Source organism: Candidatus Cloacimonadota bacterium (assembly GCA_016932035.1).
Taxonomy (GTDB): domain Bacteria; phylum Cloacimonadota; class Cloacimonadia; order JGIOTU-2; family JGIOTU-2; genus Celaenobacter.
The window spans coordinates 1-11,861 of the sequence record JAFGDR010000049.1; the positions used below are offsets into that span (position 1 = coordinate 1).

Consider the following 11,861-nt stretch of genomic DNA (forward strand, 5'->3'; position numbering starts at 1 on the left):
TATCTGCAGACCTTCAAGCTTTTCATTTTTTATCATACGTGTATAAAATACGTCAGTAAAATCAGAAACTTGTCAAGAAACCTGATAAATTTTATCTATAAAGGTAGTTAATACTCTTTTTTATTGACACTCTTGATCCATCCGTCATCTAAAAATCATAAAATATTTGATGATAAGATTAATGAACTCGTCATCATGAAATATAAGCAGGATACGATGGAAAAATTAAAAGATATTGATCAACTGACAAGAAAAGCTGAAGATATTCGCTATAGTATAATCGACATGATCGCAGAAGCAGGATCGGGTCATCCGGGCGGTTCTCTTTCCGGAGTAGATATTGGAACAGTTCTCTATTTCAATGAAATGAATTACGATTCGAAAAACCCGTACTTAGAAGACAGAGACAGATTTATCCTTTCGAAAGGACATGCTGCTCCCCTACTCTATGCTTTATTGGCACATGCAGGATATTTCGATAGAAGCGAATTGAAAACACTCAGGAAATATAAATCACGGCTTCAGGGTCACCCTGCTTCATATATGCTTCCTGGCGTTGAAGTATCGACAGGTTCATTAGGTCAGGGGCTTTCGATCTCATGCGGCATCGCGCTTGTGGGAAAATTAGATAAGAAAGATTTTCGCGTTTATACTTTGCTCGGTGACGGGGAACTCGACGAAGGTCAGGTGTGGGAAGCAGCAATGTTCGCTCCTCATAAAAAATTGGATAATCTCTGCACCATTGTAGATAGGAACCGTCTGCAAATCGATGGCGATACGGAAAAAGTGATGGCGCTCGAACCCTTGAGAGCAAAATGGGATGCTTTTGGTTGGCACACAATACTTATTGATGGTCATAATATTTCTGAGATTCTGAACGCTTTCAAAGAATTCAATTCTGTGAAAAATAAACCGACAATGATACTTGCTCAAACAGTAAAAGGAAAAGGGGTATCATTCATGGAAAACAAAGCCGGCTGGCATGGAAAAGCGCCGAATAAAGATGAATTGGAACAGGCTTTGAAAGAGATCAAAGAAAGGATGGATGCATGAATATAAAAGATATTCTCCCCATACGAGACGGCTATGGACGTGCACTCATAGAACTTGGCAAAACAAATCCGAATGTACTGGTTCTCGATGCCGATCTTTCGACCTCGACACGAACCAATTGGTTTGCAGAGAAATTCCCCGAACGTTTTATCGATGTGGGAATCGCAGAACAAAATATGGTGGATATTGCTGCAGGACTAAGCTTGGAAGGCAAAATTCCTTTTGTGACAACTTATGGTGTTTTTGTGTGCGGACGTGCATTTGACCAACTTCGAAATACTGTGTGTTATTCACAACTTAATGTAAAAATTGTCGGTTCGCACGGTGGGATTTCCGTTGGTGCTGACGGCGGCAGCCACCAGGCAATCGAGGATATCGCATTGATGAGGATACTCCCCCACATGACTGTCGTTGTTCCGTGTGACCATTTCCAGGCATACAAAGCAACCATGAAAATTGCAGAATTAAAAGGTCCCGCATTCCTCCGATTAGCACGAGAAGCAACCGCAGCAATTACAGACGAGAATTCAGATTTTGAAATTGGGAAAGCACAGGTATTGATTGAAGGTGATGACTGTGCTGTTTTCTTTGCAGGCACGATTGGTGCGGAAGTGATGAAAGCGGTTGAGCTGCTCCATAAAAAGGGAATTCATCCAACCATTATAAATATGCACACAATCAAACCGATCGATAAGGATTGTGTAATCAAATATGCGAAGAAATTCGGGAAGGTAATGACTATCGAAGAGCATCTGCAGGCAGGTGGATTGGGTTCTGCGATCTCAGAAGTTTTGGCAGAGCACTATCCCGTAAAAGTCAAAATGTTAGCGATTTATGATAGATTCGGTGAGTCCGGACAACCGCATTTATTACTCGATGCGTTTGGATTATCGGCTGAGAAAATAAGTGAAGAAATCGAGAAATTTTATTCGTAGAGAAATGTGTTAATTCTCTTTCTTTAGCAAAAACCTCTCTCCTAGATCATTCACCCGAAAAAATTCATTACCTTCAATTAATAGTGCTTCTGCTTTTCCTGTTTCCCGTTCTTTCGGTTGATGTATATCGATTCTGATAACCTTACCATCATAGTCCGTACTTACAATACTATCAACGATCGTATGACCAATCACAACAGTTTCTGCATTATAAGAAGATAAAACTTCATCGAGCTTAGATTCTTCAGTTTTTGTATAATAATCCTTGTAGTCTATGACAAGTCCTCGAAACCAGACAGGACCGAATCTTCCGAACAGTAATTTCCCGGTTTCTGTTGTTATTTCGCTATTTTGTAAACCAAGATATGTCCTCATAGAATCATTAATTTGCTGTATAGAATATTGTGCTTCAAGAAGCTCAGAACTCAATCCTGCATGTACGAAAAGTACATTACCCATTCTCTCTATTGTATTTTTACTTCTCAGCCAATTACCGAGAACCGAGTTGTTCGAAAAAAGATATCGAAGTGCTTCCTCAGGATCTTCGATACTGCTGATCCTTTGCCCGGCAGCTACATACTTGTCCTGCGCATAATCGATCCTCCCCTTCAAATCCATAAGCTCATGATTTCCAAGAAGAAAATGTACCTTACCACCTGCTCTTTCTGCTTCCTGCTCGAGCTTATAGATCAGCCAGAGACATTGAGTTACGTATTCTCCCCTATCAACCAAATCACCAACCAGCACGAGATGTCCATCTTGAAATATCCAGTTGAGGTCATTATCGATTAACTTGTTTGATTGAAGCAAGCTAACAAACGCTTCGAAATTTCCTTCGATATCTGAAACTGCAAATATCTTTTCGACTGCAGGATATGTTGAAGGATAAGCATCATGTCCATCCTGTAGCGTAAACCAGAATTCATCATGGTATTTATTTGGGATGATGACTCTAAAACTGTCATTTTTTAAAGCAGTATGAGAGCTCAGTTTATTTTGTTCTTCGATTGAATATACGTTTATTAGGGAATCCTGGTAAAATAGGTAAGGTCCGTCTATACCGTTCAAATCGTATGTTTGTGATTCTTCAGCATGAAGTAAACAAGAAAAAATCGTAGGGATGATAACTATAGATAAAAAAATAATTCTTCTCATTATTCGATTATATACCCTACGATCATTTGACGAGTATTGTATCCCTCAAAACCAGGTGCATGATAAGAAATGATTGCAGCAAAGGTGTTTCTGCAAATAACGATTTCTTCAATTGAATAATCAAAACGAAGATTGCCTATATCCCTGTTCGACTCTTCGCTGAGAAGAACCGTTTCCTTCCCGTTAACCTGTGATGTGACACGAATTCCGGAAGGTGTGTACATATCATATATTGTTTCAGTTCCTTCGATCTCCTCGAGTTCAATGACCACATGCTTTCCGTAAAAAACAAATCCAGCTGAAAGAAGCGTTGGTGCATAGTCCATTCGTTTGATCGCAGATAATCCTTTATCAATAGGTGAAATGCTATATTTCTGAAGGATCTTTTCAAACTCTTCAGTCGAGTTATCCCATGCAAGTGCTACACCCTTTTCAAACTCTTCATCATCGAGGATCTGAATAATATTGAAAAATGGTTCTTCTGTGAGTGTGTGCTCCTGACAATCATAAACGGAGATCTGGATATAAGGAAATCCTGAACCGTCTGCAACACCGCTGAACTCAAATGCTACATAGCGGCTATCTTCAGAGAAACCGAGTATCGAATAATCTGATACATCACCAGCATACATTGTAGTAAGTAAACTTATCGATAAAATGAGTGACAGTAATACTTTTTTCATGAGTTATTTCTTTCTGATTGGTAAGTAGATGTCGATTTCGGAATCATCCTCATCCGGTTTAAAACGATCATTCTCATCATCATAGAATTCAAAATCGTAGGGATATGCAAAGGTATATCCGGAGGAAGGCAACCATTCATGATAGATCTTATGAAATGTCTCTTTGATTTTCTCCGGATCGAGTTTACCTTTCACCGTAAATGCAGCGTAGGTCGCAGCAGGCAAGGTGACACCAAACATATTGATGGGAATATCATCTAGCTTAGATACTTCAAAAGCAGCCATATAGGTGAATTGCCATGTTTCCATGAAATCATCAGGATAGAGTTCGAGTCCGTAGCAGTTCCGGTTAACAATATGCTTTATCTCTTTTGCTCGAGGAATGAACGCATCATCCCAGAGTCCGGGAATACCTTTTTCTGTTTTCATCGTCGTATGGTAGAGCACTCCAACCAGTTTTATTTCATCACGATTAACGATTTTATAATCCATATATTCCTCTTAAGTCAGTATTTTGTTTATATATTCTTGAATACCTTGAATTCTCTTTAATGGATATTCAATGTCCAGATTATGACAAACATTCATGGAATATTTCTTAAAAAAGGTCGTGGTTACTTTTATACTTGCCAAAATATCATCTTTTGAATAACCGGAAAAACATGAAGAAATTTTTTCCATTTGTTCTTTAGCAAGAACTGATTCGAGATTTTTACCTTCTGTGTGGATGTCGGTTCTGTTCCATTCTGTATTTGCTGATTCATACCAGATAACCATTTGAAGTAAGAACTTCTTGAAATATCCATTCTCGAGCATCTTTGCGAAAAACAGATTTCCCCTGTGGCAATATTTTGCTACACAGTATGCTTCGTACCAGAAATCATATATATTTTTTAAGACCTCATCTTTTGACGGCTTTACAATTGCATACCCATCTTGAGAAGGCTGAGGAAGTTTTGACGCAATGTCATCTTTATCAACAAAAACCTTATACCCATTCTTATAAAAGTCAGGTAATCTTTGTATGTCGACAAATTGCTTCAAAATATCAATATTCCAGAAAGAGAAATCCACGCGGGGTGAATGTTTATAAACAACCAGTCTGCTTGGAATATACCATTTCTTAAAAGTGAAATCCGGTTTTTGGTAGATGACCACTTCATCGAAAGAATAAAGCCATTCATTACAATTTATGTACTTGGTATAATCAGTAACAAAGAAGTTGAGATCGTAGTCAGAGAGTTCATCGGTCTTTTTTCCAGAAACCATCGAGCCCTCAAGGATGAGGGCTCTGATCTCGGGCTCATTTTCAGCCCAATCTATAATTTTTTTAATAATTTCTATCATTACTTCATGCTTAAATTAGAAAGTTAGTTTCTCTGCAATCTTGATGAGCTCATCTTTGGAAAGACCGGTCATTGAGTTTATCGAGATCATCAATTTATTATAAGGATACAGAACCATAAGCATTGAGATTGAGTTGCCGCCTTCTGCAATCGTACCGTATTTCATGGTTTTTCCTTTATGGGTAAAAGACTCGAATCCTTCGTCCATATCTTCAGATGTATAACCCGAACCCATAACCATGATCATCGAACCCATACTGCTCATATACATTGCCATATATTCGCCCTCTTCCTGCATCACCATGGTTTGAGTGTATCCAGAACTGCTTATACCACTGATGCCACTCTTGAATTCGTCAAACGTAATGGGAACTGGGATATCTCCATACTCTTCATCCTCATAATATTCATCTTCGTCTTCCTCATCACTGAACATACCTCCAAAACTGGGCATGTCTTCGTAAGTAATTCCTGCTGGAGGATCAAATCTTGATGCTGGAACTGCTATGTTTTCTTTAAAGGTTGTTGCAGTTTCATTGGATACAACACCCATCATGTTACTTTCAGATTTCAGCATGATAACATTGTAGAACCATGATTTAACTCCCATAACCTCCATGACTTCACATTTTTTACCCAAGAACATTTCAGTTCCAAGTTCTTTTCCACCAAGCTGATCCATCATATCATCTTTGAGTTTCTTCTGCTCAGCTTCGGACATATTTTCTGCCATGTCCTTGAACTCACTCATGTCCGGCATTGTGCCTTTGTAACCAGTTTTGGTTATCATATCGATATCGTACAGGGTTTGTCCATCATGAATGACTATTGTGTGCTCTTTTTCCTCGCTGGTAATACCAAACATCTTAATCGTTGTCGTGGTATTTTCTTCTTCATAATACTTCATGCCATAATCGTCAAACCAGACTTCTTTTTGACCACTGATATTTCCACTCAATTCATACACAATATGTGCTGATTTGATTGCATAACGTTTGTTTTGACTTGCGTTGAGTACTGAACATACAATGAGTGTCATGACAAGAATTATTGGAATTATTTTTTTCATACATACCTCTAATCTGTTTTGTTTGTTTATTAAGTGAGAAAAAATATGAAAGGAATTCCTTGTCAAAAAAAACTAATAATTAGAAATGCTTTTGTACTTTTAAAATCAAAGAAAATATTCTTATTGACAACAAAACCGATAATATTTCTTTACTATGCACTATGAAAAAATTCATGATATTATTATGTGGGATATTTATTGCTATGAATGTACAAGCGCTACAACTCTATTCACCAGATCGAAATATCGAAATTACATTCGATATTGGTCTTTTTGGAACTCCATTTTACGAGGTTTCGTATAAAGGTGATTCAGTAATCGAAACGAGTATGCTTGGTTTTGAAATCAAGAATTCGTCTGATTTGAATACCAAATTTGAAATATTATCGTATGAAACGTCATCCTTTGACGAGACATGGCAACCGGTGTGGGGTGAGTATAAAGAGATTAGAAATCATTATAATGAACTGATCGTTAATCTAACACAACCGAAACTCAGCAATAGAAAACTCACCATATATTTCCGTGCATATAATGACGGCGTTGCTTTCCGATATGAATTTCCACTGCAGCCAAATCTATCATACTTTATAATTGATAAAGAAAACACTGAATTCAATCTTACAGGTAATCATACGGCATTCTGGATTCCCGGAGATTATGATACCAATGAATATGCATACACGACGTCAAAACTCAGCGAAGTTCATGCCCAAAAAGGACTTACTGTCAGCGAGATAGGAACACGTACCATCATTGCAGATAACGCAGTTCAGACACCGCTTATGATGAAAACTGATGATGGATTGTATATCAACCTCCACGAAGCAGCACTGGTTAATTATCCGGTTATGCACATATTGATAGATAAAGAAAAATCCATTCTCGAAGTTGAACTCGTTCCTGATGCAGTTGGGAATTTTGCCTATATCCAAACGCCATTCAAAACACCATGGCGGACGATCATCATAAGCGATAAAGCAGAAGATATTCTTGCATCGAACCTTATTTTGAATGTGAACGATCCGTGCAACATAGAAGATACAAGCTGGATCTATCCTCAGAAATATATTGGCATCTGGTGGGAACTGCATGTGGGTAAACATTCATGGAATTACGCAGATGTCGGCAATGTAAAATTGGATGAAACCGACTGGGAATCGCTGACACCGAATGGACGTCATGGTGCCACCACAGAAAACACAAAACGTTATATCGATTTTGCAGAAGAGCATGGTTTTAACGGTGTGCTTGTCGAGGGTTGGGATATCGGATGGGAAGACTGGTATGGAAAATGGAAAGAAGAGGTGTTCGATTTCGTTACCCCTTATCCTGATTTTGATGTCGAAGCATTGCAGGCATATGCGGCAGAAAAAGGTGTGAAACTCATCATGCATCACGAGACATCGTCTTCGGTAACTAACTATGAGCGAAGAATGCATGATGCATATGGTTTTATGAAAAAACATGGCTACGATACGGTCAAAACCGGCTATGTGGGCAGGATCATTCCGCGGGGAGAATATCATGATGGGCAATGGATGATGAATCATTATGTGCATGTAGCGAAACAAACTGCAAAAAATAAGATCATGGTAAATTCTCATGAATCATGTCGACCAACAGGATTGCACAGGACTTATCCGAACTGGCTGGCATGCGAAGCTGCACGGGGAAATGAGTTCAATGCATGGAGTGCAGGTAATCCGCCTGATCATGAAACGATCTTGCCGTTCACGCGCTTAATGGGCGGTCCTATGGATTACACACCAGGAATCTTTCAAATCAAGATGGATTACTACAAACCAGGTTCACAAGAACAAGTGCATACAACACTCGTGAAACAGCTTGCGTTGTATGTTACTATGTACAGTCCCCTGCAGATGGCTGCCGATCTGCCAGAAAATTACGAACGATTCCTCGATGCGTTCCAGTTCATCAGAGATGTACCCGTCGACTGGGATGACACAAAAATCATCGAAGCTGAACCGGGAGATTATGTCACAATTGCGCGAAAAGCAAAAGACCGGGATGAATGGTTTATAGGTGCGATTACTGACGAAAATGCCAGATCATCTGAAATTCCTCTTGATTTCCTCAAATCTAATCAATGGTATGTCGCTACGCTTTACCTAGACGGAAGAGATGCGCATTGGAAGGACAATCCAATGTCCTATAAAATTGCAAAAGCTATTGTTAATAATGAAACTGTTCTCAACCTCTCATTAGCAGAAGGCGGTGGCGCAGCTGTCAGTATTACACCTGCTCACTATCAGGATCTGAAGAAATATCAGAAGTACGATTAATTATACTCTTCTTAGATTGAAATAAACCGGTAATGCAGGTTCCCTTCATGTCGCTATCCGGTCCAGCCATAGTCATCGATAATTCCACATGAGCAATAAATATTAAACAATATAATAACAAAAGTAGAACACCTAAATCTTTAATAAAAAATAGTGGTAAAGCAATGATCCCGAGCATTAATAAAGAGACCAGAAGTTTTGCAATGATGAAAAGGGATTTTGATGTAGCTTTGTTCATAAAAATCCGTGCGATCCTACTTGCAGGTATGGTCATTCCTCCAATCGCATGGCAGAATCCATATATATAAGGGCATTCACTATAAGCACAGCAGTAACTCTGAAAAAAATTGATCAATACGAAAAGTGCCAGATATACCCACAAGAAGAGTCGTGCATTATGCCATAAATAAAATGCAACTGCCAAGTAGGTTAAAATTACCGGAATAGTGATTAGAAGAAATAATCCTTTATTCCTAAAAGTCGGAGATATATTATTCATAATTGAAATTTTTAAGATTCAAATAGTAAAGTTGTCAAGAAATTAGTTGCTCGGTCAGATCCTTACCAATGCAAGATCAGGAATCAGCATTTCGTTGAATTTAATGCAGGCATTCTCAAATTCTTTCTTCAGAGAATCAATCAACTCTTTTACTGAGATAATATTATCAATTCGATATGCATTCGATCCGGCAAAACTGAATCCGTGCTTCAGATCGCCGACCTTTGCGTTCATAAGTGCTTTTGCAATACAGTAGAGAGAAGTCTTAAAATCACAAGTGCGCAAACATTTCCATGGGCATTGGAATGGCTTTTTTATACCTGCACTTGCTTCTTTGAGAAAGTTGTTGATGATCGCTCTTCCCGGGAGACCTACAGGGCTTTTAATTATGCCGATATCTTCTTTTTTACAATTTATATACTGCTCTTTAAATCGAATGTCTGCATCGCATTCATCGGTTGCTACGAATCTTGTCCCCATTTGAACACCTGCAGCTCCAAGCTGATGAAAGCGGAAGATATCTTCGCCTGTATAAATTCCTCCAGCTGCGATTAATGGTATGTCTTTATCGTACTTTTTTCTGAAAGGAATTATCTGTTCAATAACTTCGGGAACAATTTTTTCAAGCTCAAATTCACTGTCATCGATCTGCTCGTTTTTAAAACCAAGATGTCCCCCTGCTTTTGGTCCTTCAACCACCACACCATCAGGCACATGATCAAACTTCTTATCCCATGTTTGGAAAATAATTTTTGCAGCACGTGCTGAGGATACAATAGGAAATATTTTTGTTTTCATTGTGCGAAATTGTTCAAGTGAAATATTTTCAGGCTTCTTTAAAGGAAGTCCTGCTCCCAGAAATAACAGATCCACTTCTTCTTCTATAGCTGTTTTAACCAGATCATCATAATCTGAAACTGCGACCATTATGTTCAATCCGATAACACCTTTTGACATGAGCTTTGCTTTTCGGATTTCTTCACGAAGAGCTGTGATGTTGCCTTTTCTATAATTCTTATCTTTTGTATTCTTGAGTAGTCCAAGTCCTACTGAAGAAATTACTCCGATACCCCCTTGTTCTGCAACAGCGGATGCAAGTCCTGCCATTGAAATCCCAACTCCCATTCCCCCCTGAATTATTGATGTGCTGATTGTCAGATCATCAATTTTTAACACTGGAAATTCAGTAGATACTTTCTTCTCTATCATTCTTAATTCCTTATATATTGTTGATTGCGTGAATGGTTAACCTATTTCTTATTTATTCCATTGAAGATGATATCGAGCATACGACTGCTTTCATCGGTCGGCTTATAACCTTTTTTATTCATAAACATGGGGTATTCCAAACCTTTGATCGCAATGGTAAGCATGTGAGCAGTATATTCGATATCATTTATTGCAAACAATTCCATCTCAACCCCCTCTTTCAGAAGTTGAGTGAGTGTGCGCTTTTCATAACTATTGAAATCATCTCTCATCTGTTCGACGAAAACAAAATGATCGAGATACTCTCTGGTGAGTGTAGGATAGAATTTGCTTAAATCCTCAAGATGATGCATTCGGGCACTTACATATGCTCGAATTTTTTCTTCCGGTGTATGAGCTTTGGAGACTGCATCATCAAGTTTTGCCTGAAAGAGTTGTGAATCCTTGCGGATAACTTCACCAAAGATAACTTCTTTACTTGGGAAATAATAATAGAGGGTTGCTTTTACAATTTGTGCTTCAGCAGCGATGTCTTCCATAGTTGTTTTTTTATACCCAAAACGGGCAAAAACTTCCTCTGCAGCGGTTATGATCAGATCATGTTTATCGCGCATATGAACTCCATTTATAATTTTCGACTAATTTGGTTGAATGGTCGAATTTGTCAAATTATTTATTTTATATTTTGTTTTAAAGAGTCTAACTTGACGTAATTCCTCAAAGTTGTGTATATAAATTACAAAATTCAGAATGGAAATTATATGAAAAAAAATAAATTAGAATTGCAAAGAGAAGTTCGTGAAAAAATGATTGTACAGATCAAGAAATTTTTTCTGAATGAACGTAATGAAGAAATTGGTGATCTGGCTGCAATATTGCTTTTGGATTTCATCACGGACAATCTTGGGAAAGAATTTTATAACAAAGGCATTCGAGACTGCATAACGCAACTTTCTGTAAATATCGAAGATCTAAAAGGATTGGAATTATAAATTGTACATCAATTATTGAATTGTACTTGGAATGGTGAGTTCACATAAACTCAAGCCGATACTTTCGTAATTCTTTTCTTCGGTTTATATACTCCGGACAAAACCTTTCCAGCTCCTGCCAGAATGCTTTACTGTGATTTCTGTGTGTGAGATGAACCAGCTCGTGGAGCATGATATATTCCTGCAACTCATTTGGAAGCAAAACAAGTTTATAGTTCAGATTAATATTCTTCTTTGCTGAACAGCTCCCCCACAATGTTTTCTGATTCTTTATAAAAGCTCGATTGTACGTAAATCCATGTTTTTGCGCCAGAAATTCCAGTTTGCTGATAAGCTCTCTCTTTGCTTCAGCTCTATTTATGGTTGCAGCATTTTCATAAGATTGTTTATACTCATCTTGAAGTGCTTGATATTTTTTCAGGTGCTTCTCGATCCATTTCTGTTTGGAAAGAACAAACTGCTCAGCTTTTTTCATTGAAATGCCTTTGGGCACTGTTACAAGTACCCTTGATCCCTTGATAGAAATGCTGAGACGCGTTGCACGGGAACTGCGACTGAAGTGGATGAGAGTGAGTGATCTTGTTCCAATAATCATTCTTATCCTTAAAACATAA

General features: G+C 38.2%; 13 protein-coding genes. 5 read left to right on the top strand and 8 right to left on the bottom strand.

From position 1 onward, the window contains the following. Positions 1-216 precede the first annotated feature (216 nt). Positions 217-1,053, top strand: coding sequence for a transketolase (locus JW794_08690; GenBank protein MBN2018185.1), 837 nt, complete (start codon positions 217-219; stop codon positions 1,051-1,053). Continuing rightward, a complete protein-coding gene (locus JW794_08695) occupies positions 1,050-1,988 on the top strand; it encodes a transketolase family protein (protein MBN2018186.1) in 939 nt (312 codons plus the stop codon). Before JW794_08690 ends, JW794_08695 begins: the two co-directional genes overlap by 4 nt. Before the next feature lie 9 nt (positions 1,989-1,997). On the opposite strand, the gene JW794_08700 is transcribed toward JW794_08695, so the two are convergent. The 5 genes from JW794_08700 to JW794_08720 are packed head-to-tail and all read right to left on the bottom strand — an operon-like array spanning position 1,998 to position 6,241. Beyond that, positions 1,998-3,143 (bottom strand): metallophosphoesterase, encoded by a 1,146-nt coding sequence (locus JW794_08700; protein ID MBN2018187.1) that lies wholly within the window; start codon positions 3,141-3,143, stop codon positions 1,998-2,000. Continuing rightward, positions 3,143-3,826 (bottom strand): DUF2259 domain-containing protein, encoded by a 684-nt coding sequence (locus tag JW794_08705; protein ID MBN2018188.1) that lies wholly within the window; start codon positions 3,824-3,826, stop codon positions 3,143-3,145. The genes JW794_08700 and JW794_08705 overlap by 1 nt, the downstream gene beginning before the upstream one ends. Before the next feature lie 3 nt (positions 3,827-3,829). Then, the gene (locus JW794_08710) at positions 3,830-4,318 is read right to left on the bottom strand and encodes an AraC family transcriptional regulator (protein MBN2018189.1); all 489 of its coding nucleotides are present in this window, start codon (positions 4,316-4,318) and stop codon (positions 3,830-3,832) included. Positions 4,319-4,327: 9 nt separating this feature from the next. Further along, positions 4,328-5,173, bottom strand: coding sequence for an aminoglycoside 6-adenylyltransferase (locus JW794_08715; protein MBN2018190.1), 846 nt, complete (start codon positions 5,171-5,173; stop codon positions 4,328-4,330). Between the two features lie 15 nt (positions 5,174-5,188). Continuing rightward, the gene (locus JW794_08720; protein MBN2018191.1) at positions 5,189-6,241 is read right to left on the bottom strand and encodes a hypothetical protein; all 1,053 of its coding nucleotides are present in this window, start codon (positions 6,239-6,241) and stop codon (positions 5,189-5,191) included. Between the two features lie 161 nt (positions 6,242-6,402). Between JW794_08720 and JW794_08725 the strand changes: the two genes are divergently transcribed. Then, positions 6,403-8,547: a glycoside hydrolase family 97 protein gene (locus tag JW794_08725; GenBank protein MBN2018192.1), complete on the top strand. Its 2,145-nt coding sequence runs from the start codon at positions 6,403-6,405 to the stop codon at positions 8,545-8,547. Positions 8,548-8,711: 164 nt separating this feature from the next. Then, positions 8,712-8,855, top strand: a complete 144-nt coding sequence (locus JW794_08730; protein ID MBN2018193.1) for a hypothetical protein — start codon at positions 8,712-8,714, stop codon at positions 8,853-8,855. 245 nt (positions 8,856-9,100) lie between these two features. On the opposite strand, the gene JW794_08735 is transcribed toward JW794_08730, so the two are convergent. Together JW794_08735 and JW794_08740 are read right to left on the bottom strand one after the other, a co-directional pair. Further along, entirely contained in the window at positions 9,101-10,255 is a 1,155-nt protein-coding gene (locus JW794_08735) for a nitronate monooxygenase (GenBank protein ID MBN2018194.1), read from the bottom strand. 41 nt (positions 10,256-10,296) lie between these two features. Next, on the bottom strand, positions 10,297-10,869 hold the full coding sequence (locus tag JW794_08740; protein ID MBN2018195.1) for a TetR/AcrR family transcriptional regulator: 573 nt from the start codon (positions 10,867-10,869) through the stop codon (positions 10,297-10,299). A 147-nt stretch (positions 10,870-11,016) separates the two neighbouring features. Between JW794_08740 and JW794_08745 the strand changes: the two genes are divergently transcribed. After that, positions 11,017-11,247: a DUF2164 family protein gene (locus tag JW794_08745; GenBank protein MBN2018196.1), complete on the top strand. Its 231-nt coding sequence runs from the start codon at positions 11,017-11,019 to the stop codon at positions 11,245-11,247. A gap of 40 nt (positions 11,248-11,287) precedes the next feature. Here the strand turns inward: JW794_08745 and JW794_08750 are convergent, their stop codons facing one another. After that, a complete protein-coding gene (locus tag JW794_08750; protein MBN2018197.1) occupies positions 11,288-11,842 on the bottom strand; it encodes a M48 family metallopeptidase in 555 nt (184 codons plus the stop codon). Between the last annotated feature and the right edge of the window lie 19 nt (positions 11,843-11,861).

Coding starts and splice junctions, on each gene's coding strand:
- JW794_08690 (MBN2018185.1), top strand. CDS start 217: ATGGAAAAATTAAAAGATATTGATCAACTGACAAGAAAAGCTGAAGAT.
- JW794_08695 (MBN2018186.1), top strand. CDS start 1,050: ATGAATATAAAAGATATTCTCCCCATACGAGACGGCTATGGACGTGCA.
- JW794_08700 (MBN2018187.1), bottom strand. CDS start 3,143: ATGAGAAGAATTATTTTTTTATCTATAGTTATCATCCCTACGATTTTT.
- JW794_08705 (MBN2018188.1), bottom strand. CDS start 3,826: ATGAAAAAAGTATTACTGTCACTCATTTTATCGATAAGTTTACTTACT.
- JW794_08710 (MBN2018189.1), bottom strand. CDS start 4,318: ATGGATTATAAAATCGTTAATCGTGATGAAATAAAACTGGTTGGAGTG.
- JW794_08715 (MBN2018190.1), bottom strand. CDS start 5,173: ATGATAGAAATTATTAAAAAAATTATAGATTGGGCTGAAAATGAGCCC.
- JW794_08720 (MBN2018191.1), bottom strand. CDS start 6,241: ATGAAAAAAATAATTCCAATAATTCTTGTCATGACACTCATTGTATGT.
- JW794_08725 (MBN2018192.1), top strand. CDS start 6,403: ATGAAAAAATTCATGATATTATTATGTGGGATATTTATTGCTATGAAT.
- JW794_08730 (MBN2018193.1), top strand. CDS start 8,712: ATGATCCCGAGCATTAATAAAGAGACCAGAAGTTTTGCAATGATGAAA.
- JW794_08735 (MBN2018194.1), bottom strand. CDS start 10,255: ATGATAGAGAAGAAAGTATCTACTGAATTTCCAGTGTTAAAAATTGAT.
- JW794_08740 (MBN2018195.1), bottom strand. CDS start 10,869: ATGCGCGATAAACATGATCTGATCATAACCGCTGCAGAGGAAGTTTTT.
- JW794_08745 (MBN2018196.1), top strand. CDS start 11,017: ATGAAAAAAAATAAATTAGAATTGCAAAGAGAAGTTCGTGAAAAAATG.
- JW794_08750 (MBN2018197.1), bottom strand. CDS start 11,842: ATGATTATTGGAACAAGATCACTCACTCTCATCCACTTCAGTCGCAGT.